Genomic DNA, 26,831 nt, shown 5'->3' with positions numbered 1-26,831 from the left:
CAAAAAAGCGCTCTATCTATCTCGGAGCGATTTGGCTGTGCATTCGCACTTTCCACTAAGAATCGAGCCTTCCTCAACCTTTAATCGGCGGGTTTTAACATCCCCAAAAACCTCAGATCCATTTTTAAGCTCTGTTAAATCAGCAGCATGAATGTTACCAGAAAATTGTCCTGAAATTAAAACACTGCCTACCTCAACTTGAGCATGCACAACTGCCTTTTCTCCAATAATAAGTGTTCCCTCATTCGAATAGATCTGGCCTTCAAAATGACCATTTACAACTAATTGATTTTGAAAGGCAATTGAACCTGAAAATTTTGTTCCCGTTGCCAACACATTAAATAGTTTTTCGGAAACTTGTGCTTCTCTAAAACCTTTTTTTGGTTCACTACTGGTAACTTCCCTTTTGATTTCGATTGTTTTTTCTTGTTCCCTTTGTTTTTCTTTTTCTTGCAGGGATTTTTCCAATGGAACAGGGGTGGGAGGAGGACTACCGAATGGCTCAGGAGGCGTAGGAGGGATTATTTTAGTTTCCTGCGGTTTGTTAGGTTCGCTTTTTCTTAGAAAATTTCCAATCATAGATCAACTTCCTTGTTATCTATGAAATTAAAAAACATAAGCTTCTTTGCCAACTTTTTTCTCCTTTTAAAAAAGAGTTTTTTGGTTTTATTATCTAATCGTCATTAAATAACATTTTTACTTCTATGATTCATCATCTATGTTTTTTATCTTCTCAAAACGTTTCGAGTCCTGAACAAATCGATAATCTAATGATTGAAACTCGAGTAAGATTATTGAAAATACCAGAAATAATGAATTTAAGAGTAGGCAAAAATATTTCGCCCAATGGCTCTTATTTCTTCTTTTTTTCTTTCGATGTGGATTCCATAGAAAAACTGGAGCTGGTTAAGCAAAGCCCTTACTATTATCAATTTGAAAAACAGATATTGGCTCCACTTTCCGCCATCAGAACCGAATATGATTTCGAAATGGAACCTAGGAGCAAATGATCCTTCCCTATCCCCTAAAGAGAATGGACTTCTAACCTCCTTTTACACGTTTTAGACCATTCTAGGGGGAATCCATACCATTTTCTAGAGTGGCGCTTGCCGTCTGCGACTAAAATTAGATAACGCTAGCCCTTTTCTAAGCTCCTATTACATTAGAGAATGCCGGGAGGTAAATAAAAAAGGGGATGAGATGCAGATTCAGCCCCCCAAGACATTCCTAGAGCCTTCAAAGCTACACTTCAGGCATAGAGCTAGTTCTTATCTGTAGGCAATGGCCTCCTAAGGGAACATCGCAGAATATTACGCCCAAGGAAGATTAATCCTTCTAGGAATGGAAAGATTTTGTATCCGCACTGCCTCGATGGGTGCCTGCCCACCACGTGTGCCTGGTAAAAGGAGATACATCAAGGAAGTTGCATGGGCAGTTTCCCATGCTCAAAAAGGCAGGCAGTGGCGAGCAGCTTTGAATATAGGCATACTATGTGGAAACAACAGAAAGTATGACAAAAGAGGTTATCCAACTATACATCTATAAGCGCTATGGTAAATAGGCGCTTTTAACCTATATCAAGCAAGGGATCGTTCTATAAAAAAATACAGCGATATCCATAATATATTGAAAGACATGAGAATCTGAGCAGTCTGGGCCACTTTTCTAATGGGTGTAAGCTTTAATAATTTCATTGCTAGGACCACTTGTAACTTAGCTCCATTTGGTTTCTTTTAGAACTATTGTAATGATTTGTTCCAAAATTCGTATCACAGAGCCTATTTGTTTAAAGGTGACAATCAATGGAGGGGTAAAACTGAGAACATTCCTACAAGGTCCTTCCGTGAGAATTATAATTCCTTTTTGAAGCATCTTGATAACAATTTTTGCGGCAATCTCTGGGGCAGGACAACCTTTTTCATCAACGATATCGACCCCCAAAAACAAACCTTTGCCACGAGGATTTTTTAAACAGCTAAAACGTTTTGATAAGTTATTAAGCAGCGATAAGAAATATTCCCCCTTTTCTTTGATGAGAAGCTGTTCATGCTTTTTTTCTAATTCCTTGATCTGTTCGATAGCCATGCGACAGCCAATTGGGTTACCAAGAAATGTGGAAGTATGGATCGCTTCCCCGTCATTTTTAGGCCAGCTATCCATCACATTTTCTCTTCCAATACATGCTGAAATAGGAAAGGCACCAGCCATAGATTTCCCAAGACATATGATATCTGGTACAATCCCAGCTACATCACAACCAAATCTTTTTCCGGTCCGATAAAGGCCAGTAAAAATCTCATCGGCTATGAGCAAAATATTGTGTTTGGCGCTTACCCTACGCAAAAGAGGGAGGAACCAATCCGGTGGTTCAACAACCCCTCCCCTTCCTTGAAGCGGTTCGAAAAGAATAGCTCCATAGCCCTCGTGCATCATTTTTTCTAATTTTTCTTCGAAAAGTGGCTCACAAGGACAATTCTTTAGAGTCAAACTTTGAGATTTCTCAATACAATAAAAACAACTAGGATAGGGAAGAAAAGAAGCAACTGGAGCATATAATCCTTCCAAAGGTTTTCGAAAATTATCTAGTCCATTGACTGCTAATGCTCCCAAAGAAAGCCCATGATATCCACCGTAAAAAGTAATAAATTTGTTTTTTTTCGTATGGAAAAATGCTGTTTTTAATGCAGCTTCTATTGCATCGCTCCCAGTACAGCCCAAGATGACTTTCCCTCTTTGATGTTCCCATTTTTCAAAGGTAATTTGAGAGAGCAATCGACAGAGCTCTACTTTTTCTTTTGAAGGATAGACATCACCCAGCACATGCCAAAGTCTGTCTAATTGCTTTATAAGAGAACGATAGATTTTTGGATGGCTATAGCCTAAAGCGGCGACACCAAATCCTCCACTGAGGTCTAAATATTTATTCCCGTCGACATCCCATACGTGAACCCCTTTTGCTTTCTGCCAGAAAATAGGACCGTTAGAGGAAATAGCAGTGATATTATGACACTCATAACTGGAAAGCTCTTCAGATAATGCCCTTGACTTTTTTCCAGGAATATTTTTTTCTTTTCCCATCAGACTTTATTTTTCAAAACTTAGTGGTACATTTGCTGCTTATTAGATAAGATGCAATATTGAACTATCTTCTTTTTTTTAGGTGAAGTAAATTATAGAGTGAATCCATAAAAAAGGAAACATTATGGTTGACAATATATCCTTCTCAGAACAGGTACACGAAGACTTTAAAAGTAGTGGTCTTTCAGAATTACCCAAGGAAGTGAGACTTGAGCTGTACAAGACGATGGTTTTGATACGAAGATTTGAAGAAAAATCTTCTCAATCTTTTATGCAGGCAAAAATTAAAGGCTTTTGTCATCTTTGCATTGGACAAGAAGCCATCGCAGTAGGTGTTTGTACAGCTATAGGGCCTGAAGATGTTGTTATCACAGCCTATAGAGATCATGGCATAGCCCTGGCTCGAGGAGTTTCCCCTAAAGCATGCATGGCTGAACTTTATGGAAAATCAACAGGCACATCCAAAGGCATGGGGGGGTCGATGCATCTTTTTGATAAGAAAAAGAAATTTTTCGGTGGTCATGCTATCGTAGCGGCCCAATGTCCCATAGCTGCAGGCGTTGCCTTTGCTCAGCGATATCTTAAAGAGAACACTATTACGGTGTGTCTTTTGGGTGATGGAGCCGTTAATCAAGGGGTATTTCATGAAACTCTCAACCTTGTTTCCTTATGGAAACTTCCTGTCGTGTATGTTATAGAGAATAATCAATATGCAATGGGCACCGAAATTCACAGATCGACTGCTGGTTTGCCCCTTGTAAAAAAATCTGTTGCCTACGACATGGCGGGCATGGTTATTGATGGGATGAATGTGGAAGAAGTAAGGAAAAAAGTGCTAGAAGCAGCCAATCTTGCCAGAAACGAAAACTGCCCTGTTTTAATTGAAGCAAGGACTTATAGATTTAGGGGTCATTCAATGTCAGATCCTGATACGTACCGAACAAAAGAGGAAATTGCGGAAGCTAAAAAAAGAGATCCAATAGCCCTTTATAGCCAACTACTCTTAGACCAGGGGATTTTAACAAGGGACCTCATTACTCAGATTGATAAAGAAATCAAAAAAGTGATTCAAGAAGCTGTGCAATATGCTGAATCGAGTCCTGAACCTGATCTTGATTTGGCAAGGAAAATTTGTTTTGCAGAGGAAGATCTGATCGAGCCGCCTCAAAGGCCCTTGTATGGACTTATTGTCGACTAAGATTTTAAGCACAAACAGCTTAAACTATTCAATAAGAGGGAAAAATCATGGCTAATCTTACTTATCGACAGGCTCTCAATGAAGCATTGAGTGAGGAACTTGAAAGAGATCACACTGTATTTTTAATTGGCGAAGAGGTTGGAGAATACGGAGGAGCTTTTAAAGTTTCTCAAGGACTCTTAAAGAAGTTTGGACCAGAACGGATCATTGATACGCCAATTTCAGAAGCAGCCTTCACAGGCTTAGCCGTTGGAGCGGTAATGTATGGTCTAAGGCCAATCGTTGAGTTCATGAACTGGAGCTTTGCATTGGTTGCTTTTGATCAAATTATAAACAATGCTGGTTCCATTAGATTTATGTCTGGAGGTCAATTTAAATTTCCTATAGTCTTTCGCGGTCCTTCTGGTGGCGGAACTCAAATAGGAGCCACCCATTCTCATGCCCTGGAAAATTGGCTTGCCAATGTTCCTACCTTTACTGTCATTAATCCAGCTTTTCCTGCTGACGCCAAAGGACTATTGAAAAGTGCCATTCGGTCGAACAACCCTGTTTGTTTTTTCGAAGGAGAAAGACTTTATGGGATTCAAGGCGAGGTACCCGAAGAAAAAGATTTTCTTGTACCAATTGGTAAGGCACAGATTGTTACCGAAGGAAAAGATGTAACTGTGCTTTCTAGCGGTTTTTCAACACACGTCGTGCTTCAAGCCTTAGAAACACTATCCAAGGAGAACATTTCGGTTGAAATTATCGATCTAAGAACCATTAAACCCTACGATTTCGATCTAATTGCTTCTTCCATACAAAAAACCAACAGACTTGTCATTGTCGAGGAAGGGAAACCTTTTGCTGGCTGGGGAGCTCAAATTGCTTATGATGTGCAACAACTTCTGTTTGATGAACTCGATGCGCCCATTTATCGAGTTTCAAATTTAGACATTCCCAATCCATACAATGGAAAACTAGAACAAGAGATCCTACCCAATCCCTTAAGAGTAATACAGGCCGTTCACAATGTTTTAAAATAGAAAGACAAATAATTATCTTTGGGTTGAGTATCCGATTTTTTGTTCTAGTCGTTCATCCTTAGGAACTCCCAATGAAAGAGCATCTCTATAGTGCCGTTTCGCTTGAGCTATCAAGGGAGGATTATAAGAGACATATACTAAAGCTAAATCGAAATGAGCCATTCCATCATATGGGTTCAATTCAATAGCTTTATTCAGCTCTTTGGCAGCCAATAATTCTAATCCCCTTGCCTTGTAAATTTCTCCAAGCTCTTTTCGAAGTTTAGCATTTTGAGGATCCAGTTTTACGGCTTTTTCGACCATTTCAGTCGCAGCTGCTAAAGAACCATTCTGAAAATAAAGCTGTCCCAACAAAGCGTAGGGCATTGGATCTCTAGGAAGGAGTTCAACTGCTTTTTTCAAATACAGAGAGGCTTCAGAATTTTTTTCCATTGCTAGAGCTACAAGGCCTAAATTCAACCATCCAATGCCGCTTGATGGATCAAGACTAAGAACTTTATGATATACCTCATAGGCTTCCTTATATCTTTTCTCACTATAGAGCCTTGCTCCTCGATCAAAAAGATTTCGAATCTCTTCCACGACCGATTCCTTTCTGAAAGCCAAGCTTTGCGCGGATGGCTCAACTTGCGTCTTTTGCTTCAAGGCTGTCATTGATTCTTTAGTAACTTTAGAAGCCAATCTCTCTCCCAAAACCTCTTCTTTTTCTCCTATAAAAGCCAACAATTTATTTGCTTTTTCTAATTCTAAAGCCAAGGCTTCTTTTTCCTCCTCAATCCGCTTTTGTTTGTCCAAAAGTTGGCCAAGGGTTTTTTTAAGAACCATATTTTCCCTCTGAAGAATAGCTAACTGACTGGTTTCGTTTGGCTTTTGAGAGATTTCTTTTTGATTATGTAAACTAGATTGGACATCTTGAAGCTCTTTTTTCAATAGGTTATTTTCTTCCTTTAGCTGTTGAGCGGTTTTTTTTGCTTCCTCCAGAGCTTTTTCCAATTGGTAGGTAAGACTTTTTCGATTCCTTTGTTGGTCTTTGATTTGGGGAAGATGGGAGAGTTCTTGTAATGTCATTCCCTGAAAGGCTTGGTTTTTTGTTGATTCGGTTTTGAACGTTTCCGTTCTTGACTTCGGCTGATTGTAAGGGAGATTCTCCAGAAGAGCTTCCTTTTCCTTTCTCAATAATTCTAGTTGCTTGGAGAGGTTGGCTATCTTGTTTTTGAGAGCTTGCAGTTCCTCCAGGCTTACGGGAGGTTGGGGATTGATCAACAGACTTAGGTCGTTGTTTTGTTCGAAGTCTTCCTGAAACTTTTTTTTTTCGGTAGTAGTATTCTGAGCATTTAAACGAGAGAGATGCTCGAGCTTTTCCTTAACATATTTGGTTCGATAGCGGACAATAGCTGTTTCCCATTCTGGATAAGTAGCTCTTAATGAACCAAGTAAACTGTAGGCGATTCGATATTTTTTTTCAGCTTCTAGATAATTTTTAGAAGAAAGAAGACCATCAGCTTCTCTTGTGATAAAATAAGCTTCCAGAAACCAATCCTGAGGCGTTGACACCCCATCTGTTTTTGGAGTAGGAGTTGATTTTTGTATTCTGCCGTGGCTTTCTAGAGGTTGAAAGAAAAAAAGGAAAGAAGAACAAACAATTAAAAAAAAAGTCCTATTAATATTCAGGATAGGCCCTATTCTTTCTTTATTTTTAATGTCTGGCATTTTTGCTTATTGAAAATTGTCTAAGCAATAAAATATCTTTGGAAAAAAAGAAGCTTCAAGCTCTTTCTCCAAGAGTCAGAAAGAGTAGCCTCTTTTTCCATTGGTTGTTTTTTAGTTGTGATAAAAAACAACTTTGAGTTAATTTTGTTTCTTTAAAGTAAAAAGATTCAATACTTTCACATTGATAATAGAGAGAGAACGACATTATGATTTTTAATGATTGAATAAAAAAAAAGCATTCTTTACATAAAAAATAACATCATTTAAAAACAGATTACTAATCCTCAATGAAAGAAATTACTATGCCTTTGTTGAGCCCTTCGATGTCCGAAGGGCAGATTGTTAGATGGTTAAAAAAAGAAGGAGACCCCATCCAAGAGGGGGAAGTGATTGCGGAAATTGAAACAGATAAAGCAATCATGGATTTAGAAGCTTTCGAATCTGGTGTCCTTAAAAAAATTCTTCTTCCAGAGGGGGGAAGAGCTCCAGTCAACGCTCCTATTGCTTTAATAGAATCGGAATCGGAAGAAGCCATTTCGGCTCCACAAGTTCAAAAAGAAGCGATGGAGACGAAAGAAACTAGTTCTTTGACAAAACCAATCGGCCAACTTAGAGAAGTTACTACAAAAGAGCCTTCCCAAAGGATAAAATCTTCTCCTTTAGCCAGGAAAATTGCTCGAGAAGAAGGTATTGAACTTTCCTCAATTCAAGGAACTGGTCCTGGTGGCAGAATTCTAAAAAGGGATGTTTTGGGGTCTTTAGAACAGAAAGCTCTAGAACAGAAAGAAAAGCTCCCTGTTCAAAAGCCTCCTGGTATTTCTGCTACACCACAACTCGGTTTGTCCGAGACCAAAATTCCTCTTTCAATGATGCGGGAAAAAATCGCAAAACGTCTTTTAGAGAGCAAGACTACCATTCCCCATTTTTATCTAGAAACAGAAATCTTCGTTAGCTCTCTTTCGCGTTTGAGAAATGAGCTTAACCTTTATTATTCGCAGCATGAGCAACCATGGAAATTCACTTACAACGACTTCTTCTTAAAGGCTACCGTTGAAGCTGCAAAAAAAGTACCTTCCGTCAATGCTTCCTGGAACATTGATTCTATCTTAAAACATAACGTTATCAATATTGCTCTTGCTGTGGCATTAGAGGATGGACTCATCACCCCTGTCATCAAAAACGCTCAAGATAAATCTCTCATGACCTTATCGAAAGAAGCAAAGGAACTTATACAAAAAGCCCAAGAAAGAAAACTCTCCCCAGAAGAGTACATGGGAGGAACCATTACCGTATCAAATTTAGGAATGTATGGCATTGATAACTTTTTTGCCATTATTGACCCTCCTCAAGCAATGATACTGGCGATAGGAGCAGTTGTAAAAAAGCCCCTAATCGATTCTCAGAACAATATTATTGTAGGGGAAGTTGTAAGAGTCACTGCCTCATGTGACCATAGGGTAATTGATGGAGCAACGGGAGCAAAATTTTTAAAGGAATTTAAGTCATTGTTGGAAAATCCGCTCTCCATGCTAGTCTAAAAAAAATCCATCTATGAATAATACACTAGATTTGATTATTATTGGTGGAGGCCCTGCTGGCTATGTCGCAGCGTTGAGAGCCTCTCAGCTAGGTAAAAAAGTGGCTGTTGTCGAAGCAGATAAATTGGGAGGGGTGTGTTCCAATTGGGGATGTATTCCTTCAAAAACCTTACTTAAAACAGCTGAGTTTATTGAAAAATGCAGAAAAGCTGATGCCTTTGGACTGGAAATTTCAGGACTAAAATTCGATTATAGTAAAGTGATTGCCCGAAGTAGGCAATCTGCTAATCGCATGTCCTCTGGGGTAGAATATTTATTTAAATCAAGAGGAATTCAATGGATTAAAGCCAAAGGCAAAATTAACAAAGATAAAAAAATAAGAATGACTTTCCCTGATGGGAAAACTGAAGAACTTTCTGCCCCCTATATTCTTCTTTCCACTGGATGTAAAGCAAAAACTTTACCTTTTATCAAAGTCGATGGCAAAATGATATTTACAAGCCGAGAGGCTTTAGAAACTACCAGACTTCCCAAAAAAATTATCATTGTCGGAGGAGGCGCTATAGGGGTAGAATTTGCCTATTTTTATAAGTGTATGGGATCTGAAGTCATTATCGTTGAAATGGCTTCGGAAATACTCCCTGGAACAGACAGTGAAATTTCTAAAGCGTTGCAAAAAAGTTTCTCTAAAAAGGGCATCACCACCTATTGTTCAACGGTTGTAGAAAAATGTTGGAATATTAAAGAGAAAATTCATGTAAGATTGAAAGGAGCGGTTAACGAAACAATCGAATCTGAAGCGATGCTTCTTGCTATTGGAGTATCAGCTCATCTAGCAGATGTTTTGGAACCCGGTTTTGAGCTTCGAACCCAAAATGGATTTATTGCTGTTGACGAAAAATACCAAACGTCCGTAGATGGCATCTTCGCAGCTGGAGATATTATTGGTCCACCTTTACTTGCTCATGCTGCCTTTAGAGAAGGATGGGAAGCTATCGACTGCATCTTTCTTGGAAAAACCTCCACAAGACCTCACTTTGTTCCTTCCTGCGTTTATTGCCAACCTCAAGTGGCTACGGTAGGGATGACTGAAGAGGAGGTTAAAAAAGCAAGTATTCCATATAAGGTTGCTAAATATCCATATAGTGCTAATGGAAAGGCTGTTGCCTCTGGTGAAATTGAAGGATTTGTCAAATTACTCATTAGCGACCCTGAAGGAGAAATTCTAGGAGCACACATTATTGGAGAGGATGCAAGTGAACTTATTGGTGAATTTTCTCTAGCAAAAACCTTAGAAAGCACAGCCGAAGAGCTATTCCTAGCCATTCATCCACATCCAACTTTATCAGAAATGGTCGGAGAAGTTGCACTTCTGGCAGAAGGTAAGGGACTCCATCTTTAGTTTGGTTGTTACTAGAAATGCCAGCTAATTACACTTGACTTAAAACCGAAAAAAATTTTTAACTGGATAGAAGACTATTCTTAGTGAAAGAAAATTAGTATAATAATTAATCGAATAGGATTATTAAAAAAGGAGCGAAGTATGAGTAAAAGAATTGGTTTTGTAGGTGTAGGAAGAATGGGAGCTAATATGGCAAGACGCCTTCATGATTTAAAATATCCTGTTACTGTTGTATACGACATTAATCAAAAAGTCGCAGAAGAAGTAGCAAAAGAAATAGGAGCAGAAGCAACAACCAAACTTGCTAGAGTAACAGAGCTGGCTGATGTGATTTTCACAGTGGTGTCTGATGACGCTGCGATGTATAAAATTTTTGCTAAAAATGGGGACAGTCTTTTGATTGGTGCCAAAGGAAAAATATTTATCAATACCGCTACTGTTTCCCCAAAAACTCACATAGAGATTGGCAAACTTTGTGAAGAAGTAGGCGCCGAAGCTATAGAAGCATGCATGGCTTCAAGTATTCCTCAAGCAAGAAATGGTACTTTATATTTCATGCTTGGTGGCAAAAAACAGGTTATTGATGAAGTCGAACCTATACTCAAGGACATGTCGTCCTCGAGGCGTTATTGTGGTGAATTAGGTTCAGCAGCAAAAGTCAAAGCCCTTGTGAACATGGTGATGAACATCAATACTGCGGCTCTAGCTGAAGGCCTGGGACTTGCAAAAGCACTTAACCTCGATTTAAATATGATTAGAGAAGTCTTTTCGCAAACTGGGGCAAACTCTAGAGTGTTGGAGACAGATGGAGAAGATATGCAAAATAGAGAACATACTTGTTTCTTCTCTGCCGAACATGCCTTGAAAGACAGTGGCATTGCTCTTAATTTAGCAAAAGAAGCAGGATTGAACCTCCCACTTGCCCAAGCCACCTACAATCAATATCAGAGATTGGTTAAAAAAGGATTTGGTCAATACGATAAATCCGCCATATCCGAGTTGACATTTCCAGATCGTCACGGATTGGATAAAGACTAAATCTAAATTGGTATTCTAAACCCTTCATCCTAGACCAGGAATAAACAAAAAGGGAGGGATGAGAACATTTTCTGGCTTCAACCACCCTCAAAAAGAGTTTAGGTTGTGGCTAGAAAAGTTTATAGCTTGTGAAACGGTGCGAGTACCTTATTTCCTTGAGTGGAAATAGGGGAGTTGATGGAAAGCTCGACCGGAAGCCCGAAAAAGATACCTTACAAACTCATAGGGGAGGGAAAAGCCTCCCCTATTTTTTTCTTGGTTTTGTAGCTAGAATAAGAAAGAAGGAATCATCACTAAGCAAGGACAGAAGCGACGAGGCAGAGCTTAACGATTTGATGATCCCTAGAAGATTGTAGCTGCTGCGAATAAAGATCCAATCGCCAATGATCAAATGATATCATCACAGCCCTCTATCTGAGGAATCTCTGGAGATATAGTAAACCAAGGGACGAGTCACCGTTTTCTAGTTTCAAATGGAAATATCCAGACCACACAAGCACCAACTTGGATTATCCACATGAAAACGATCTACAGCCTCTAAAATAAGAAGCTTTTTCTCTTCAAACGATCCGAAAAGAAAATGTCACGATTCAATATAATCTTTTAAAAGTGGTTGATAGAGGCTATCTGTTTTTGCTGCCATAATAAAATCGTTACGATGTAATCCGTTGATCTTGTGGGTCCACCACCAGACTGTAACTTTTCCCCATTCCGTCAAAATAGAAGGATGATGTTTTTCATTCTCGGCAAGTTTTCCTACTCTTTCGGTAAACATCAAAGCCGAAGCAAAATCAGGGAACTCATATTTTCTTTCCAACATTTCTACCCCATTTTTTTCGACAATTTTCCATTCAGGAATTTGCCTACTTAGCAGTTCCTTCTCTTCTGGTGTCACTTTGGGGGCATCTCCACGGCAAGCAACGCATTTTTCTTCAGAAAGATTCTGTCCCATAATACTTACATTGTATCCAATGTCCAAAACTAAGCAATAGCCTTGAACAATACAAAACCAACAAACTTTAAAAACCTTATGAACCTCTCTTTTCTTTATTTTGGAGCTACGTTATAGACTTTTAGTACATTGAGTAAGGCTTCAGCGCATTTTGTTACATAAACCATAGAGCTTTGTTCTTGACCTTCAAATCCTTTAGGTGCGGGATATGCTTTGGAAAACGCTATCATTTTAAGTTTCCTTGACGAATCCAATTCCATTGTATAAAAAGCAGCCAAAGGAGCCCATAAGATAGCCCCATCTACTTTCCCTGCTAAAAGATCTTCTACTGGTTTTCCTAGTTCTCTTTCTTTGTCAGGATATACTTTAGGTTTGGCATGAAGCAAACTAGCTATTTCTTTTCCAGAACTATTATCGAGAATAGCAAGTGTAGCGCCAGCAAGTTTACTGTCTTCTGCAGATGAGAAATTCTTTGAAGAGCCATCAAAAACTAAAACGTATTGGTTTTGATATCCCGTCAATTTAGGAAGAACAGCTCTGAGCCAATGAGGGTCAGCTTCCACTATAGCACATGATTTCTTATCTATATTTATTTGACCCGATGCTCCAGCGGCCTGTTCGGAAGCTGCAACTTTACAATACCTTACAAAGGTAATAACCTTCCAAATTTCGTCATCAGTCAGTACCCCACCAAACATTCTTGGCATCGTTTGTTGAGGAATCTGTCCTTTAATGAGTTTAAATAAGGTCTGATCGTCGCTACCAAAAACCCATGTGTCATCTATAAAAGAAGGACACATGCCACCTCCTCCCCCTGCTCCATGACAGCCGTTACATCCCATCTTAAAGTATAATTCTTTACCCTGAGAAACGACCGTTTTGTCTGAGGGAGTATAAGGATTTTTCGCTTGGGCAAAAAGACTGCTCAATGGCAACAAAGACAACATTAAATAAACAATGCTAATTTTTTTCATTCTTAGCTCTGATAAATAAAAGTTAATATTGTTAGTTGACGGTTTTTGCTGAAACTTCGTGGCTTTTTCCGATATTCGTGTTTTGTTCGATATCAGCTGTAGTTTTCAGCAATGGAACACCATATTCTTCCAGAACCTGTAAAATTTCTCCACGTTTCGAATCAATAACCTGATCAAGTTTGTTTTTAAGCTCTTGATCCCCCTTTTTGACCCCCATGGAAATGTCAAAGGCCATTGGAATTCTCGGATTATTGCTTGTCAAAGGAACCATAACAATGGCAGCACCTTTCTTTTTGATGTAAAACCCTGCCACTGGCCCCCAAACAAGACCAATATCAATTTTATCACTCAAAACCTCTTCAACGATTTTTCCAGGGAAATCTTCAGGATGAAACACAGGATCAAAGAATGGGGAATATCCAACAACATTTTCTATAATCCCTTTTTCAGCAAGAAGTTGATGGGGCGGACTGTTTATCAACACCCCTATTTTTAAATGCTTCAAAGCGGGATCATCCAAGGATTGAATGTTTAAACCCTTGTCCTTCTTATAAACCATTACATAGGAAGTCCTATAATAAGGTTTTGTAGTTAGCACTTGCCCCCAAGTCGACGGCACTCCAATAATCACATTGCATTTTCCTATTTTCAATGTATTTCGAACAAGACCACGTTGATGAGCAAACCAATAATAAGATAGAGGAACATGCAGGGAATCGGCTACGATTTGAGCGATTTTATTCTCAAATCCTTCCAATTTTTGATTCGAAAAAGGAAGATTTCCTGGATCCGCGCAGGAGCAGAGTTCCTCTGCCTTGCATACGAACCCTATGCAAAACACAAAGAGGAGGCTAAATGATAATATCTTTAGCCTATGTAAAAAATGAAACCTTAATCCAACCATTTTTGCTCCTTTTCCTTTTCTAGAACCTATCCCCTGTCCTCTATTTCTTCAAGGATTATATCCACTTTTCCCTAGAAGCTTAGACTGATTAAAAAAAGCCAATCCGATTCTTCTAAAAAGGATTGGTTTGTAAGCTGCTTCTGCCTTTTTTGCAAAACAACCAATCGCTTTGATCAAGGCTATCCAGCCGCTGCCATACAAACACATGGGTTTTTAGACAGCGGCTGGATAAAGTGAATTTTCAATGGAAGATTATTCTAGCGAAAACACGTAGAGCTCTCCTCCAATTGTAGTAGCTTTTGGAAGGCCGGCTTGATAAGCAACTCCAACAGCCCCAAGACCCGCATAAGGATCATCGGGAGGAAGATTTTGAGCCACTGCAATCCCAAACCATCCTCCAACTCCTGAATAGACAGCAACGTATTGCTTTTTATCAGGACCCAAAAAGGTAATTGGATTCCCAATAATTCCAGAGCCCAATTTCTGTTGCCAAAGAACCTTGCCAGTCTTGATATCTACTGCCTTAAACCATCCATCCATCGTTCCATAGAACGCAAGCCCACCGGCTGTAACCACAGGTCCACTCCATACGGGAAAATGCTCATGAATCTCCCAAACTCTCTTCCCTTTAAGAGCATCATAGCAGATAAAAGCTCCATAATAATCATCCTTGCCTTCATGCCCAGAATACATGAGCACATTCGCACCCACATACGGTGCCCCAGCCGTATAGGTAGCCTCAACCCCTTCGTAGTTCATACACATATTGTTGGTGGGCACATAAAATAACCCTGTTTGAGGAGAAAAGGCCGCAGGCTGTTGATCCTTGCCTCCCATTGAATTCGGACAAATCCCTTTGGTATCAACTCCCTGTTTTGTCCTTTTTTCTGGGATTTCAACAGGTCTATCGTTTTCTTTACTTATTTCTTTAGCCCAATTTTCATAAACAAAGGGTTGTGCTTCTATTAACTGACCTGTCCTTCTATCCAAAACATATGCAAATCCATTTCTATCGAAATGAACAAGACAGGGGGTTTTCTTCCCTTTTACCGTTAAATCAGGAAGAATCATTTCGTTGATCCCATCATAATCCCAAGCATCCCATGGAGTCATCTGATAAGCCCATCTAGCCTTCCCAGTATCAGGCCTTCTAGCAAAAATAGTGCAGGACCACTTGTTGTCTCCTCCTTTCCTTTGTTCTGCATTCCAAGTTCCAGGATTGCCTGTCCCATAGTAAAATAAATCAAGGGCAGGATCGTAACTGTACCATCCCCATGTAGTCCCTCCACCCAGTTTCCATTGTTCCCCTGGCCAGGTTTTAGTTCCATCCCCTGGACCACCATGCTGTGGAAACTCTTTATTGAAGTCAGAATCTATCAGAACCTCTTCATCTGGGCCTTGGCTATAAGCTAACCATACCCTATTGCCTGTATTGATATCATAGGCTCCTACTCTTCCTCTGACTCCAAATTCTCCTCCGGAGACCCCAACCAGAACCTTATCTTTAACGACCAAGGGGGCTCCTGTAATGGTCTCTCCCTTAGTCACATCTGCATGCTTTGCTTTCCAGAGTTCTTTTCCGGTATTCGCATCAAGGGCAATAACTTGACCGTCCAATGTTACCATGAATATTTTTCCATTCGCATAGGCAAGACCTCTGTTCACCACATCACAGCAAGCAACTGCCACTGCTTGACTATTCTGCACAGGGGTATATTGCCATTTGATTGCGTATGGTTTTTGAGTCAAATCAAGGGCGTAAACATGATTAGGATAGGCCGAATGGACATACATCGTCGTGCCTACCACTAATGGTCCGCCTTCGTGTCCACGCAAAGCCCCGGTTGAAAAACTCCAGGCAAGTCGCAGATGGGACACATTTTTGGTATTGATTTGATTAAGTTCACTATACCGCGTATTTGCGTAATTTTTGTTTTGCATGACCCATTGGCCGGGTTCTTTTTCAAGTTTAATCAACTCGTCATTCGCTTTTGCAAGCGAAAAAGAACCAATCAAGCCAAAAGCAGCCAACAATGTCGCATTCCTAGCCACGGCATACTTTTTAGGCTTTTTTAATTTTACTGTCATCGCTTCCTCCTATTATTAATTCTATGGTGCCTTCCATTTACCACTCTTGTGAGTTAAGTCAATAACAAATGTAAGGTTTTCATTGACAGACAACAAAAAAGCTGTCTTTCCGTTTCATCAGGTCTTATTCACTTGAGTGTTTTTGTTAGCATTATCACTTATATAATTTTTTTCACAAAATGAAGCTTTTTTTTCGAGAAGGTTTATTTAGTTATAAATCCTATAGAATTGCCTTTATCGGTCAGTCGATCTCTTTTATCGGCAGCTGGATCCATTTTATCGGCCAGAGTTGGCTTGCCTACCAGTTGACACATTCGCCTATAGGGCTTGGAATGGTTGGTTTTGGTTCGACCATCCCTTCTCTTCTTTTTTCCTTTTTATCTGGAATGACCGCTGATAAGTTTCCAAAATTAAAAATTCTTATCTTGAGTCAATTTTCCAACTGCTGTCTTTCTTTCTTTCTGGGGCTATTAAGTTATCTAAGAATGATAAACTTCTACGAACTCCTTCTGCTTGCTTTTGCAATGGGTGTTTTCAATAATCTAGAGCTTCCCTCTAGGCAAACCTTACTGCTTTCTTATCTTCCAAATAATGAGATTAAAAGAGCCATTGCTATGAACGCTTTTCTTTTCAACTCCGCGCGGCTTATAGGACCAGCGCTAGCTGGCATTATCCTTCCATTGTATGGACCTTCTATTTGCTTTTTTATAAACGGAATTTCCTATATCCTTTCTATTGGTTCTTTTATTTGGGCTTCATCAATCAATGAACGGGTCAAAGACCAGCCCTCCGATCATTCAACAAAGAATAATTTTTTTGTCCTCATTTCTAATCCTGAAATTTTTTATCCATCTATCGTCCTAGGGATTGTTACTCTTTTTGGTTGGTCCTATTCAGTTCTTCTCCCTTATATCTCTTCGCAGATATATCATCAGGGTTCTAAAGGATTGGCTCTCTTCTACAGTGCTAATGGCTTTGGAGCTATTAGCGCAGCTCTCTTGATATCTTTTTTTCCTAACCGCTTCAATTCCTCAACCTTGCAAAGTCTCTCTATGATCATATTCTCTTTTTCTCTTTTTCTTTTCTCCTTTTTTCCCCCATTTTTCTTTTCCATTCTTATTGTTTCATTTCTGGGTTTTAGTCTTTCCCTTTTTGTCTCCGCTACTACAATGTTTCTTCAAGAAAGAACCTCCGATTCTATGCGAGGAATGACCTTTGGACTTACTACTTTTTTTTTCCAAGGTTTCTTTGCCATCGGAAATCTCTTAATGGGGTCTTTGGCTCAATTCCTTGGTACAAAATTGAGTCTAATGATTGGGTCAGTCATTTGTTTTACGGCGTTTTTTTCTTTGCGCATCCGTTCTGAATGATGAGGAAGTATTCCTTCATCGAGCCTCTCATTTTTTAGAGCAACTTTTTTTTCTTTTTATTTTTTTTCTAAAAAAATCCTTTTATGCCTTTCTCTCCAATTAACACGCTTTTTTTGGATGTCGGAGGGGTACTCTTAACGAATGGATGGGATAGTACTGGGAGAAAAAAAGCAGCTGAGGTTTTTGGGCTTGATCCTGTTGAATTTGAAGAAAGGCATCATTTAACTTTCGACACATATGAACAAGGAAAACTGACTTTGCATGATTATTTAAAAAGAACCGTTTTCTATCAAAATCGCCCTTTTAGCATGGATGATTTCAGGCAGTTTATGTTCAGCCTCTCCCGTCCTTATCCAGAAATGATAGAACTAATCAAGAGCCTGAAAAATAAATATAACTTAAGGATAGCGGTTTTAAGCAACGAGGGGAGAGAGCTGCAAATTTATAGAATTCAAACATTTGGTCTTTACAACTTTATCGATTATTTTATTGTTTCTTCTTTTGTGCACCTAAGAAAACCTGATGTTGATATTTTTCAATTGGCGCTTGATGTATCTCAGTCTCCTCCACAATCTGTGCTTTATATAGAAGATCGACCAATGTTCGTCGACATTGCCCGCAGCCTTGGTATTGAGGCTATTAGACATGAATCCTTTGAAAAAACAAAGGCTGCATTAGCTTCTTTTGGGCTTGTTTCTTGAATTTCTATTAATGGTTTATTTTTTACAAGCTACTAGCCCTTTCATGAAGTCTAAACCGCAATTGTCTGATTGCTTAGTTCTATTTGCAAGAAACAAAATGATTGACTATTGTATTAAAAAGATACCAAGGGGATGCCGCCGCTCGGTGCTTTTTCAAGCACCGAGAGGAAAGTCCGGACTCTTCAAGGCAACAATCCATTGGAAACAATGGGCTTGAATAGGCGAAAGCCATTCAAGACGGAAAGTGTCACAGAAAAAATACCGCCCAAAAGAACTTTGGGTAAGGGTGAAAAGGCGGGGTAAGAGCCCACCGCATGGATGGTAACATCCATGGCAGGACAAACCCATTGTGGAGCAAGGTCAAGCAGGGACAATGGTAGCCTTGCCATTCTCAAACTTAGATTTGAGATGTCCCAGGTAGACCGCACCGCTCCTTGATTGAGCGGATCCCTCAAGGATAGACAGATGGCGGCAAATCCAGGAGACTGGATTACAGAATCCGGCTTATTCCCCTCGGTATCTTTTATCTTTTTGCTATTCTACCTCTAAAATCCTCTAAGTAATTCGGAACTGCAACTTGCTTTGAGTAAGTAAGTCAAAAGGGCTATAAAAACTTGGTTTTTTGCTGCGATATGCTCCCTGTCTCATTTTCAAGGTTGAGAGATATAAAGAAAAAACAATTGATTAATCGATCAAACAGCACAAAGAAGCTCCTAGAGGGGGATAAATCAGATGGCTCTTTTGAGTTACATCTTCTTTACGTAGCTATAATGGGACCAGGGCTTAGGCTTCACTGAATAGAAAGACCGCTTTGGTTTCAGAGATCAGCCAATACTTACAAGAAAACAAAACCCTGGTTTACCAATAAAATAGTCGAATGCTCCTATTGTAGTCACACCCTACGCATCCCCTATCAGAAAGGCTTTGCTGGAGCCGTTCATTAAAAATCACTCTATAGTCTTTCTACTTAAAAATCTCTTTCTATCAAGTGTATTCCCCCGCCTTAAGTAAAGAACAAACGCTATCCCCTTCTCTTATTTTCATTTCAAAAAGAGCGTTATGGCTTATCAGTGCAGTTAAGACCATCCCACAATCTATAAAAACCTGTGCAAAACCTTCGTTGACTTTTATTTTTTTAATGATTCCAATAAAACGGTTTCTTATGCTGAACCCTTGTAGCCCGCCTGCTGAACTTGATACACCGTCCGGCTTACACAGAGAAAGATCTTCTGCACGAAAAACACAAAAGACTTTTTTTCCGCTCATGAATTTTCCTATATTTTCTTTCAAAACAGCTTCCACAAGCCCAATGGGTGTCTTCATCCTTACATTTCCATTGGCTATATCAAGAATTTCCCCTGGAACAATGTTTTCTATACCGATGATTTTAGCGACCTCAACCGTTTCAGGTTGCATAAACACATCTCGTAGCTCGCCAAATTGGAGGAGTTTCCCACGATCAATTATACCGACAAATCGAGCCATTTGGACAATTTCAGTTTTATCATGACTAATCAATACTGTCAGCCTACCGTTTTCAGAGGCAATTTCTTCAATGAGCTGTCTTAGGTATTCTTTTGATTTAAAATCAAGACCATTTAAAGGTTCATCGAGTAAAAGCAACTTAGGCTCTCTGGCTATTGCCCTGGCCAAAGCCACTCTTCTCCTTTCCCCTCCAGAAAGGGTTTGAGGCCATCGCGCGGCCAAATGTTCAATCCCAACTTTTCTCAAGGCTTGCCTTGCTTTATCCCTAGCTTCTGCTTGACTGAGTTTGAGTTGGTTTTTAAGCCCATAACCCACATTGTCTTCAACTTTTAGATGAGGAAAAAGAGCGTCTTCCTGAACCACATAACCTATACTTCTTTTGTAGGGAGGAATATTTATCTTTTTTTCTGTATCCAGCCATAGTTCTTCGCCAACTTTAATAATTCCGTGATCTGGAATATCTAGTCCAGCGATACAGCGTAACAGAGTCGACTTTCCGCTCCCTGATGGACCAAAGATCGCCATTAAAGAAGTTGGAAATAGAGGAAGGGTTAATTCTACTTGAACTCGACAATCTTGGGAAAGATCCTTTTCTATTTTTAGACAAAAATATTTTTTCTCTTCCATTGGCTATTTGAAGTTGAATATACAAGAAAAAGGACAAAGAATGAAAATAAGAGAAGTACGAGCGCCGTTGTATTTGCCTCTTGGTAATTGAGTCCTTCTACTTGGTCATATAAAGCTATAGATATAGTTCGAGTTTTCCCTGGTATATCCCCTCCCACCATGAGCACAATACCAAACTCTCCTAAGGTGTGAGTAAAACTTAAAACGGTCCCACGCAAAAATCCTTGTAAAGAAAGAGGAAAGATGACCTTAAAAAAGGTATTCCATGGGCTTTCCCCACAACACAAAGAAGCTTCAATAAGCTTGCTATCAACCAGACTGAAAGCTCCTGCTAAATTCTGAACCATAAAAGGCAAACTATAAATTATAGAGGCAATGAGTAAACCTTCGAAAGAAAACACTAGGGATTTTCCAAATAATCTGGAATAGACAGTACCAATACCTGAATTACCAAAAAGAATAAGCAGATAAAAACCAAGAACAGTAGGAGGCAAAACTAAGGGCAAACTGACCATGGAATCCACAAGTATTTTCCACTGTCTTTTTTTGCCAAAACTCAGCCAATAAGCAAGAGGTATACCTAACAGATACAGGCAGATGGTTGTCCAAAAGGCTAATTTTAAACTTAACCAAAGTGCTATCCAATCCACGCTTCCAATCCGGTTTTATGGGCAAAACCCATATTTTTTTAAGGTCTTCTGACTTTCTTCGCTTAAAAGATAATCTTTAAATTTTTTAGCAATGGAAAGATTCGCTGCCTTTTTTACAATAATGCCATATTGAAGGATTTTTGGATAAAACGAATGAGGAATTTCTACATAATCACCCTCATTTCTAGCTTTAGGTGACAAAGCAATTGCCAGGGGGATAAAGGCAAGTTCTGCATTTTTTCCTTCAGCAAATTGAAAGGCTTGAATGACGTTCTCTCCATAGACAAATTTGGAATTTAATTTCTCCCACAAACCTGCATTCTCTAAAGCAGTTTGAGCTATTTTTCCATAAGGAGCGTGCTGTGGATTAGCAAGGGCTATTTTCGACACTTTCTTGTTAGTGAGCAACTCTTTCCAATCTTTTCTCTCTCCAAACAAACCTTTTCGCATCCAAAGAACTAGTTTGCCTTCCGCATATTGGAACGGCTCTTCAGCTGCATAACCTTTGGTATATAGTAAAAAAGGATATTCTTTATCTGCAGAAAGAAAAATGTCAAAAGGCGCCTTTCTTAAGATCTGTTCATAAAATTTTCCAGAGGCTCCATAGATAACTTCTACCTTCACATCAGGATTGAGAGTCTGAAAAGGACTAACAATCTCAGGAAGAACAAACCTCAAATCCGCTGCAGCAGCGACCGTTAATGTAGCAGTCTGCAATGGCTTTTGACTTTGAGCAAAGCAATCCGAAAAAGGGTGTATTAAAAAGAAGCATAACAGACATGTAAAATATATAAAACGCATAGCTATTTTTAAATAACCTTAAGGGAATTGTCAATGAGGAAGCTAAACTCTAGTTATGCAAATAGTGCCGATAGTGTATTATTGACTACATGGAGAGCCCTATTAGAACGGGCAAATCGGCAAAACTGCTGGGGGGGGTAACAGTCAAGACGCTGCAACGATGGGATCACGAAGGCTGGTTCGTTCCGGTGGGGCGGACGAACAGCCACCGACATCTTTATACCGAAACGCAAATCGTGGAGTTTGTCAGCTTGCGCAAGGCGGTATCCGAGCCGACATGAGCATTTTGCCAAGGTCAATGGCTGCGAACGGATGGTACTCAATCAGGAATGGTTGTCAGCTGAACAGGAAAGGATGCAAGAGCGGATGACAATCATGCCTTGCTTTTCTTTGAGGTTATATCGGTTAAGAAACTACAGAGAAAAGCAAAGCGAGGCGCTGAGGAAGGAGGCAACCCATTAGGGGCTCTGCCGTAGTCGGGAAAGTCAGGCCTGTCAGATACGAATACGCTCAGCAAGACGCGGCGGGGCAGGACGAAAACTGTGCGCACGATTGCGCATGTTTTTGGTAGCAGAAATAAGGGACAAAATGTTGTAATTCTTTTAAATCCATTATTTTCTTTTCATCTTTTATTCTTTAGCGAATGTTTTTAAAGATTAGTAAGGTTTTGAAGCATGATGGAAGAACAAAGGCCAGGATCGAAAGTACCGGTTCAAATATGGGAATTTTCTGATTCGAACAAAAGGAACAGGTTGGACTATGTGATTACTGAAGAACCCTTAGAAATTCGACTTAGGGCAGGCAGTGAAGAAAAAACGCTCGCTGTTACTATGAGAACACCAGGTGCAGATTTTGATCTGTCCCTTGGATTTATTTTTTCTGAAGGAATTGTGACTGGTCTAGAGTCCGTGCATTCCATTTCCTATTGCATAAGAAAAGAAATTGCAGAAGCACAGAGATACAACACGCTTTTGGTTACCCTGAATCAACCCCATCTCCCAGCAATGGGACAGTTTGAAAGACATTTTATGACTTCCAGTGCTTGTGGGATTTGCGGAAGGACTGTTGTTGATCTATTGGACAAAAAAGAAAACGTTTCAAAAAGCTCCCAAAACCATTGGAAAATCTCAGCAGACATCCTTTATAAGCTTCCTGAGGAATTTCAAACACGACAAAACCTTTTTAAGACGACCGGAGGATTGCATGCTGCCGCTTTATTCGATATTGAAGGGAACTTGATCCAAATCAAAGAGGATGTTGGAAGGCATAATGCGATGGATAAATTGATTGGACATGCTCTTCGAGAAGGTCTTATTCCAATGGATAAACACATTGTTATGGTTAGTGGTAGGGCAAGCTATGAGCTACTTCAAAAAGCTTACATGGCAGGGCTTAAATTTTTCTGTTCTGTCTCTGCTCCCAGTAGTCTGGCAGTCCTTGTTGCCAAAAAATTTTCTATGACTCTTGTTGGATTCCTCCGTAAAAAAAGATTCAATGTCTACAATGGGATTGATAGGATAAGCTAAGCATTTTTCTTTTTTCTGCTCCTAATCTTTTTCCTACCATTGCATTGAATGGTTTTCCGAATAGATTTTAATTGATGCCTTCTCATTATAAGCGTGTTTTTTTAACCTTAACGGGCATTTTTTTATCCTTTTCTATCCTCTGGGGGATGAGTATTTGGCAAAGACAAAGTGACCAAAAACAAAATGAAATTACAAAGTTCAGATATGAACTGGGTAAGGAACTGGATAACTTATCCCCTTTAATGCAGCAAATTGAAACAGAAAAAAAGCAATTTGACACGCTCTATGAAAATACTTTGAGGTCCTCTTTGCCAGAACAGGTTCCGATATCCTTGATGGAAACTTCTCTCTTTAGATATCAAAACCTTGTGGATGAGCTTTCTGCAAAAATTGCCAAAATCAATACCGAGATTTCCTCCCTTGTAGCGAAGTGGAATTTATCTTCTCAGTCCGATTTATTCGATCCTGTTCTTCTGCATCGATGGACAGCCATCAATGCAAAAATAGACACCTATTCTTCAGATCTTCACTTGCTGCAAACAGATATCCAACTTGCTTATCAGAGAAGAAACGAACTTTTAGCGGCCATAGCCCAGCAAAAAGAATCATTAAAACGGCAAGAAGCCCTGGCCGCCTCTAAAGCTGCTGCTTATGCTACAACTACGGCTCCTGCTCTTGCCAGTGCCTCTGCTCCATCACCTCAACCCTATATTGGAAGCGAAGAAAACAATACACAATTAACCTATTCGGGCAACCCATGGGGAGGCTATGGGTATGGATGGGGATGGGGATGGCCCTGGTGGTGGTGGGGTTGGGGCTTTGGCTTTGGATTTGGTTGGGGATTGTGGTGGCCATTCCTATGGGGTCCCTTTGGATTTTTCCCGGTTGTAATTGAAAAAAATGTCTTTGTTACAAAAACTACCACCCATCAACATCCTGGCACCATGCAACATATGGGGAGCCATCCCATCCATGCGATTCCTTCTGCAGGCCATCCTTTTAACCATCCTGGATCTTTTCATGCTAACCAACACCAATTGGTCCATGCAAATGGGATCCATAACACGGCTCATGCACTTTCTCATGCTTCCACTCAAAACCCTCTTCATTCCGATTTTCATCAGCTGCTCCACCAGGATCATCAAAACCTTACTGGCTTACATCAGGCAAACTGGGCACATGGGCAACCTAATGGTTCTCTTTCCCCTGTCCATCCCCAACATTTAACCTACCATGGTCTTCATGATATCACAGGCCATACACTAAATACGCCTTCTTTTGGTCATCTGGCTTCTCATTTTAGAGGTGGAAATGGATCTTCTCATTTTGCAGGTCAGTTAGGCAATGCACACATCCATACTTTTTCAGGAATAAGCAGCTTTCACGGAAGTACTGGAATCCCCCACGGATTCATATTCCATGGGGCCAGTGGTCTAGGTCATGGAGGATTTTATGGACATCAAGGGTTTATAGGGCACCAAGGCTTTATTGGGCATCCGGGAATGTTTCATGGTGGAATGGGTGGATTCCATGGAGGAATGGGGGGCTTTCATGGTGGAATGGGTGGATTCCACGGCGGAATGGGCGGTTTTCACGGAGGAATGGGAGGCTTTCACCGCTAAAGTTTTATTTGGTCTTTGTGTCCTGTGATGCTTCTTCCATATCTTTTTGAATTTTTCCTGCTTCATTTCCTATAGCCTTTTCAGCTTTTTTCAGCTGCTCTTGAGCTTCTTTTTCCCATTGGTTCCATTGTTTTAAAAAATCCTGTTGTTCTCGAAGATATTCTTGATGAAGGGCTGCAGCTGCTTTCCGGTTTTGTTTAGCAACTGCTTGTTGCCAATCATTAAATATTTTTTCTATTCGACTGTGTTTTTTCTTTAAATCCGCAACCTTTCTATCTTTTGATGTATTAACAGTAGATGCATTAGTGTTCGCATTGGCGTTTTCACGTTGACGGTTTTGAATAGGGTCAGATGGATTTTTCCCAAAAGTTTCAAAACAAAGAGAGCTAAAAAGCAAAAATGATAAAGAAAAGGAAAAGATTTTCATAGGTAACAATTAAATCGAGAAAAAAGAAAAAATACAATGGCAATTGATCTAGCAGTGGTCTTTTTCGTTTTCTTTTTTTTCTTTCTTTTATAAGTTATTGATATGAATCAGACTACGTTACCATTGGAAATTGGAGCTGATGTTCCTGATATCATTGCTATTGACCAAGATGGCAATAGTATTCCTTTACAAGCTATTGCTAAAAAAGGAACCTTCTTATTTTATTTTTATCCCAAGGCGGATACCCCTGGTTGCATTAAAGAAGCCTGTAATTTAAGAGATAATTATAAAATGTTGATAGATCATGGAATTAAAATATTCGGCATTAGTATGGATACAAAAGAGGCTCAAAAAAAATTCAAAGAAAAATACCATCTTCCCTTTCCTCTTTTGGCAGATCCTGAAGGAAAACTCGTGGATAAATTTGGGGTTACCAAAAAAAATGGCCATGCTTCAAGACAGTCTTTCTTGGTTAGAAACGGGAAAATTGTATGGCGTAATCTAAAAGTTAAACCTGAGACTCATGCACAAGAAATCCTAGAAGAGATCAAAAAACTCAACGAATCAACAGAGTAGTCTTTACTAACTTTAAAATTTCACAAAAAACCCCTCCATATGAAAAAACAATTCTTTTAAAAAATGCATTATTCATTAAAATTCTGGATTCAAGCTCTCCTTTCTTTGTTATTTGGATGCATTCTTTTTGCTAAGCCCCATTTCCTCTATTTCTTAATTGCTTCTTATTTGCTTCTTTTTTCAATTTTTGGTTTCTTTTTCCATCTTCCTCTGCTGTTTTGCCTTTGGACGGCTTTATGCGGTCTCCTTATTTTCCTTTTTCCAAACTTGATAGCCTATCTAGTGGCTTTGCATTTTGTTCTGTTTGGGCTTTTGACATTTCTAACAATAGGGCCGTCCTTTTTCAGCTTTTTCCCTATGGCTATAGCTATTCTTCTTTTTGTGTTTCCAAATGCTATTGCCTATCTCATTGGTTCCTATTTGATTGTTAACGGCATAGGCGCTCTCTTAAGCCTTTTTATGCAACATAAAGGAAGATTTATGATATGAAATGGAATATAGTTATTTTTAAGAGATCCTTTGGATTGTCGTGCTTTTTCTTTCTTTATTTTTCTTTCGTATTCATTTGCCAATCACAACAGGAACCGGTTACTAGCATTGCTTCGATGGAAAAAAGTCAAACAATCGAAAAAATTGCCGCTCCTATAGCACAAGAGCTTCAAGAAAGTCTTAAAAATACCTTAACATCAAAACTTAAGGAAGTTGGACCAATAGAAACCCTCAAATTTTGCAACTTACAAGCCTTAGCTTTGACAGATCAAATAAAAGAAAAGCATGGTGCAAGAATCACCCTTTTAAAAAGGACCTCTGATAAAATAAGAAATCCTCTAAACAAGCCCGATTATCCAGAAAAAGAGGCTCTGGAAATTTTTTTAGAGGCTCAGAGAAGACATGAACCTTTTCCTTCTAGTTATGTCCAGAAAGTAGAACAAAATTGGACTACGAAATACCGGTATTATAAACCACTTTTTATCGGCAATATTTGTTTAAATTGTCACGGATCTCTAAGCCAGATGAGTCCATCTCTTAAAGAAGAATTGCAGAAAAGATATCCCTTAGATGAAGCGACTGGATATAAACTCGGGGATTTTAGAGGATTAATTACTGTAGAGGTCAGTTTATCTGAAGGAGACTGAAGG

At 39.4% G+C, this 26,831-nt stretch carries 25 protein-coding genes, 1 other RNA gene and 1 pseudogene; 15 read left to right on the top strand and 12 right to left on the bottom strand.

Going from position 1 to position 26,831, the window contains the following annotated elements; all coding sequences use genetic code 11:
- Positions 1-12: 12 nt before the first annotated feature.
- Entirely contained in the window at positions 13-579 is a 567-nt protein-coding gene (locus tag kam1_RS04790) for a bactofilin family protein (RefSeq protein ID WP_039721661.1), read from the bottom strand.
- A gap of 125 nt (positions 580-704) precedes the next feature.
- Here kam1_RS04790 and kam1_RS04785 point away from each other — a divergent pair, with 125 nt between their 5' ends.
- The gene (locus kam1_RS04785; protein ID WP_039721662.1) at positions 705-1,010 is read left to right on the top strand and encodes a Dabb family protein; all 306 of its coding nucleotides are present in this window, start codon (positions 705-707) and stop codon (positions 1,008-1,010) included.
- A 703-nt stretch (positions 1,011-1,713) separates the two neighbouring features.
- Here kam1_RS04785 and kam1_RS04780 read toward each other — a convergent pair.
- Positions 1,714-3,078, bottom strand: a complete 1,365-nt coding sequence (locus kam1_RS04780) for an aspartate aminotransferase family protein (protein WP_039721663.1) — start codon at positions 3,076-3,078, stop codon at positions 1,714-1,716.
- Between the two features lie 124 nt (positions 3,079-3,202).
- Between kam1_RS04780 and pdhA the strand changes: the two genes are divergently transcribed.
- On the top strand, positions 3,203-4,276 hold the full coding sequence (gene pdhA, locus kam1_RS04775) for a pyruvate dehydrogenase (acetyl-transferring) E1 component subunit alpha (protein WP_039721664.1): 1,074 nt from the start codon (positions 3,203-3,205) through the stop codon (positions 4,274-4,276).
- Between the two features lie 47 nt (positions 4,277-4,323).
- Positions 4,324-5,301: an alpha-ketoacid dehydrogenase subunit beta gene (locus kam1_RS04770; RefSeq protein ID WP_039721665.1), complete on the top strand. Its 978-nt coding sequence runs from the start codon at positions 4,324-4,326 to the stop codon at positions 5,299-5,301.
- A 12-nt stretch (positions 5,302-5,313) separates the two neighbouring features.
- Here kam1_RS04770 and kam1_RS04765 read toward each other — a convergent pair whose 3' ends face one another.
- Positions 5,314-7,011, bottom strand: coding sequence for a tetratricopeptide repeat protein (locus tag kam1_RS04765; protein ID WP_143958282.1), 1,698 nt, complete (start codon positions 7,009-7,011; stop codon positions 5,314-5,316).
- A gap of 287 nt (positions 7,012-7,298) precedes the next feature.
- Between kam1_RS04765 and kam1_RS04760 the strand changes: the two genes are divergently transcribed.
- The 3 genes from kam1_RS04760 (at position 7,299) to kam1_RS04750 (ending at position 10,989) form a co-directional block, all read left to right on the top strand.
- The gene (locus kam1_RS04760; protein ID WP_039721668.1) at positions 7,299-8,549 is read left to right on the top strand and encodes a pyruvate dehydrogenase complex dihydrolipoamide acetyltransferase; all 1,251 of its coding nucleotides are present in this window, start codon (positions 7,299-7,301) and stop codon (positions 8,547-8,549) included.
- A gap of 13 nt (positions 8,550-8,562) precedes the next feature.
- Positions 8,563-9,951, top strand: a complete 1,389-nt coding sequence (gene lpdA, locus kam1_RS04755) for a dihydrolipoyl dehydrogenase (RefSeq protein ID WP_039721669.1) — start codon at positions 8,563-8,565, stop codon at positions 9,949-9,951.
- A gap of 141 nt (positions 9,952-10,092) precedes the next feature.
- The gene (locus tag kam1_RS04750) at positions 10,093-10,989 is read left to right on the top strand and encodes an NAD(P)-dependent oxidoreductase (RefSeq protein WP_039721670.1); all 897 of its coding nucleotides are present in this window, start codon (positions 10,093-10,095) and stop codon (positions 10,987-10,989) included.
- 583 nt (positions 10,990-11,572) lie between these two features.
- On the opposite strand, the gene kam1_RS04745 is transcribed toward kam1_RS04750, so the two are convergent.
- The 5 genes from kam1_RS04745 to kam1_RS04730 all read right to left on the bottom strand — a co-directional run bounded on the left by kam1_RS04745 (position 11,573) and on the right by kam1_RS04730 (position 15,907).
- Entirely contained in the window at positions 11,573-11,941 is a 369-nt protein-coding gene (locus tag kam1_RS04745) for a 4a-hydroxytetrahydrobiopterin dehydratase (protein WP_039721672.1), read from the bottom strand.
- A gap of 95 nt (positions 11,942-12,036) precedes the next feature.
- Entirely contained in the window at positions 12,037-12,915 is an 879-nt protein-coding gene (locus tag kam1_RS04740; protein ID WP_039721673.1) for a c-type cytochrome, read from the bottom strand.
- A gap of 31 nt (positions 12,916-12,946) precedes the next feature.
- The gene (locus kam1_RS04735; RefSeq protein WP_039721674.1) at positions 12,947-13,819 is read right to left on the bottom strand and encodes a substrate-binding domain-containing protein; all 873 of its coding nucleotides are present in this window, start codon (positions 13,817-13,819) and stop codon (positions 12,947-12,949) included.
- Between the two features lie 48 nt (positions 13,820-13,867).
- Positions 13,868-14,026 carry a hypothetical protein gene (locus tag kam1_RS10115; protein WP_172616756.1) on the bottom strand — a complete coding sequence of 53 codons (159 nt, stop codon included), beginning with the start codon at positions 14,024-14,026 and terminating at the stop codon, positions 13,868-13,870.
- A gap of 45 nt (positions 14,027-14,071) precedes the next feature.
- Entirely contained in the window at positions 14,072-15,907 is a 1,836-nt protein-coding gene (locus kam1_RS04730) for a methanol/ethanol family PQQ-dependent dehydrogenase (RefSeq protein ID WP_052250498.1), read from the bottom strand.
- Positions 15,908-16,086: 179 nt separating this feature from the next.
- Here kam1_RS04730 and kam1_RS04725 point away from each other — a divergent pair, with 179 nt between their 5' ends.
- The 3 genes from kam1_RS04725 to rnpB all read left to right on the top strand — a co-directional run bounded on the left by kam1_RS04725 (position 16,087) and on the right by rnpB (position 18,501).
- Positions 16,087-17,277 carry an MFS transporter gene (locus kam1_RS04725; protein WP_039721675.1) on the top strand — a complete coding sequence of 397 codons (1,191 nt, stop codon included), beginning with the start codon at positions 16,087-16,089 and terminating at the stop codon, positions 17,275-17,277.
- 83 nt (positions 17,278-17,360) lie between these two features.
- Complete coding sequence (locus kam1_RS04720; protein ID WP_039721676.1) at positions 17,361-17,978, top strand: HAD family hydrolase; 618 nt, start codon at positions 17,361-17,363, stop codon at positions 17,976-17,978.
- A 122-nt stretch (positions 17,979-18,100) separates the two neighbouring features.
- Positions 18,101-18,501: RNase P RNA component class A (rnpB, locus tag kam1_RS04715), an RNA gene on the top strand.
- 461 nt (positions 18,502-18,962) lie between these two features.
- On the opposite strand, the gene kam1_RS04710 is transcribed toward rnpB, so the two are convergent.
- Genes kam1_RS04710 through modA form a run of 3 tightly spaced genes read right to left on the bottom strand, consistent with a single transcriptional unit; the run spans position 18,963 to position 21,457 of the window.
- The gene (locus kam1_RS04710; RefSeq protein WP_244946174.1) at positions 18,963-20,090 is read right to left on the bottom strand and encodes an ABC transporter ATP-binding protein; all 1,128 of its coding nucleotides are present in this window, start codon (positions 20,088-20,090) and stop codon (positions 18,963-18,965) included.
- On the bottom strand, positions 20,063-20,740 hold the full coding sequence (modB, locus tag kam1_RS04705) for a molybdate ABC transporter permease subunit (RefSeq protein WP_039721678.1): 678 nt from the start codon (positions 20,738-20,740) through the stop codon (positions 20,063-20,065). Before modB ends, kam1_RS04710 begins: the two co-directional genes overlap by 28 nt.
- Positions 20,741-20,755: 15 nt before the next feature.
- Positions 20,756-21,457 (bottom strand): molybdate ABC transporter substrate-binding protein, encoded by a 702-nt coding sequence (gene modA, locus kam1_RS04700; protein WP_235277401.1) that lies wholly within the window; start codon positions 21,455-21,457, stop codon positions 20,756-20,758.
- A 173-nt stretch (positions 21,458-21,630) separates the two neighbouring features.
- Here modA and kam1_RS11335 point away from each other — a divergent pair.
- The 3 genes and pseudogenes from kam1_RS11335 to kam1_RS04685 all read left to right on the top strand — a co-directional run bounded on the left by kam1_RS11335 (position 21,631) and on the right by kam1_RS04685 (position 24,689).
- Positions 21,631-22,003: pseudogene (locus kam1_RS11335) on the top strand (MerR family transcriptional regulator).
- Between the two features lie 212 nt (positions 22,004-22,215).
- Positions 22,216-23,067: a formate dehydrogenase accessory sulfurtransferase FdhD gene (fdhD, locus tag kam1_RS04690; protein WP_039721680.1), complete on the top strand. Its 852-nt coding sequence runs from the start codon at positions 22,216-22,218 to the stop codon at positions 23,065-23,067.
- A 146-nt stretch (positions 23,068-23,213) separates the two neighbouring features.
- Complete coding sequence (locus kam1_RS04685) at positions 23,214-24,689, top strand: hypothetical protein (protein ID WP_235277405.1); 1,476 nt, start codon at positions 23,214-23,216, stop codon at positions 24,687-24,689.
- Positions 24,690-24,693: 4 nt separating this feature from the next.
- Here kam1_RS04685 and kam1_RS04680 read toward each other — a convergent pair whose 3' ends face one another.
- Complete coding sequence (locus kam1_RS04680; protein WP_143958281.1) at positions 24,694-25,116, bottom strand: hypothetical protein; 423 nt, start codon at positions 25,114-25,116, stop codon at positions 24,694-24,696.
- Positions 25,117-25,218: 102 nt separating this feature from the next.
- Here kam1_RS04680 and kam1_RS04675 point away from each other — a divergent pair, with 102 nt between their 5' ends.
- The 3 genes from kam1_RS04675 (at position 25,219) to kam1_RS04665 (ending at position 26,828) form a co-directional block, all read left to right on the top strand.
- Complete coding sequence (locus tag kam1_RS04675) at positions 25,219-25,692, top strand: peroxiredoxin (RefSeq protein ID WP_039721683.1); 474 nt, start codon at positions 25,219-25,221, stop codon at positions 25,690-25,692.
- Between the two features lie 63 nt (positions 25,693-25,755).
- Positions 25,756-26,181 (top strand): hypothetical protein, encoded by a 426-nt coding sequence (locus kam1_RS04670; RefSeq protein ID WP_039721684.1) that lies wholly within the window; start codon positions 25,756-25,758, stop codon positions 26,179-26,181.
- Positions 26,178-26,828 carry a Tll0287-like domain-containing protein gene (locus kam1_RS04665; RefSeq protein ID WP_039721685.1) on the top strand — a complete coding sequence of 217 codons (651 nt, stop codon included), beginning with the start codon at positions 26,178-26,180 and terminating at the stop codon, positions 26,826-26,828. Before kam1_RS04670 ends, kam1_RS04665 begins: the two co-directional genes overlap by 4 nt.
- Positions 26,829-26,831 lie beyond the last annotated feature (3 nt).

This window comes from Methylacidiphilum kamchatkense Kam1 (assembly GCF_007475525.1).
GTDB lineage: Bacteria > Verrucomicrobiota > Verrucomicrobiia > Methylacidiphilales > Methylacidiphilaceae > Methylacidiphilum > Methylacidiphilum kamchatkense.
Note: the sequence above shows the minus strand (reverse complement) of the source record. Positions and strands in the feature narration are given on the sequence as shown.

Bases quoted from the DNA above. Each gene is read 5' to 3' on its own strand.
- kam1_RS04790 (WP_039721661.1), bottom strand. From the start codon at position 579: ATGATTGGAAATTTTCTAAGAAAAAGCGAACCTAACAAACCGCAGGAA.
- kam1_RS04785 (WP_039721662.1), top strand. From the start codon at position 705: ATGATTCATCATCTATGTTTTTTATCTTCTCAAAACGTTTCGAGTCCT.
- kam1_RS04780 (WP_039721663.1), bottom strand. From the start codon at position 3,078: ATGGGAAAAGAAAAAAATATTCCTGGAAAAAAGTCAAGGGCATTATCT.
- pdhA (WP_039721664.1), top strand. From the start codon at position 3,203: ATGGTTGACAATATATCCTTCTCAGAACAGGTACACGAAGACTTTAAA.
- kam1_RS04770 (WP_039721665.1), top strand. From the start codon at position 4,324: ATGGCTAATCTTACTTATCGACAGGCTCTCAATGAAGCATTGAGTGAG.
- kam1_RS04765 (WP_143958282.1), bottom strand. From the start codon at position 7,011: ATGCCAGACATTAAAAATAAAGAAAGAATAGGGCCTATCCTGAATATT.
- kam1_RS04760 (WP_039721668.1), top strand. From the start codon at position 7,299: ATGAAAGAAATTACTATGCCTTTGTTGAGCCCTTCGATGTCCGAAGGG.
- lpdA (WP_039721669.1), top strand. From the start codon at position 8,563: ATGAATAATACACTAGATTTGATTATTATTGGTGGAGGCCCTGCTGGC.
- kam1_RS04750 (WP_039721670.1), top strand. From the start codon at position 10,093: ATGAGTAAAAGAATTGGTTTTGTAGGTGTAGGAAGAATGGGAGCTAAT.
- kam1_RS04745 (WP_039721672.1), bottom strand. From the start codon at position 11,941: ATGGGACAGAATCTTTCTGAAGAAAAATGCGTTGCTTGCCGTGGAGAT.
- kam1_RS04740 (WP_039721673.1), bottom strand. From the start codon at position 12,915: ATGAAAAAAATTAGCATTGTTTATTTAATGTTGTCTTTGTTGCCATTG.
- kam1_RS04735 (WP_039721674.1), bottom strand. From the start codon at position 13,819: ATGGTTGGATTAAGGTTTCATTTTTTACATAGGCTAAAGATATTATCA.
- kam1_RS10115 (WP_172616756.1), bottom strand. From the start codon at position 14,026: ATGTGTTTGTATGGCAGCGGCTGGATAGCCTTGATCAAAGCGATTGGT.
- kam1_RS04730 (WP_052250498.1), bottom strand. From the start codon at position 15,907: ATGACAGTAAAATTAAAAAAGCCTAAAAAGTATGCCGTGGCTAGGAAT.
- kam1_RS04725 (WP_039721675.1), top strand. From the start codon at position 16,087: ATGAAGCTTTTTTTTCGAGAAGGTTTATTTAGTTATAAATCCTATAGA.
- kam1_RS04720 (WP_039721676.1), top strand. From the start codon at position 17,361: ATGCCTTTCTCTCCAATTAACACGCTTTTTTTGGATGTCGGAGGGGTA.
- kam1_RS04710 (WP_244946174.1), bottom strand. From the start codon at position 20,090: ATGGAAGAGAAAAAATATTTTTGTCTAAAAATAGAAAAGGATCTTTCC.
- fdhD (WP_039721680.1), top strand. From the start codon at position 22,216: ATGATGGAAGAACAAAGGCCAGGATCGAAAGTACCGGTTCAAATATGG.
- kam1_RS04685 (WP_235277405.1), top strand. From the start codon at position 23,214: ATGAGTATTTGGCAAAGACAAAGTGACCAAAAACAAAATGAAATTACA.
- kam1_RS04680 (WP_143958281.1), bottom strand. From the start codon at position 25,116: ATGAAAATCTTTTCCTTTTCTTTATCATTTTTGCTTTTTAGCTCTCTT.
- kam1_RS04675 (WP_039721683.1), top strand. From the start codon at position 25,219: ATGAATCAGACTACGTTACCATTGGAAATTGGAGCTGATGTTCCTGAT.
- kam1_RS04670 (WP_039721684.1), top strand. From the start codon at position 25,756: ATGCATTATTCATTAAAATTCTGGATTCAAGCTCTCCTTTCTTTGTTA.
- kam1_RS04665 (WP_039721685.1), top strand. From the start codon at position 26,178: ATGAAATGGAATATAGTTATTTTTAAGAGATCCTTTGGATTGTCGTGC.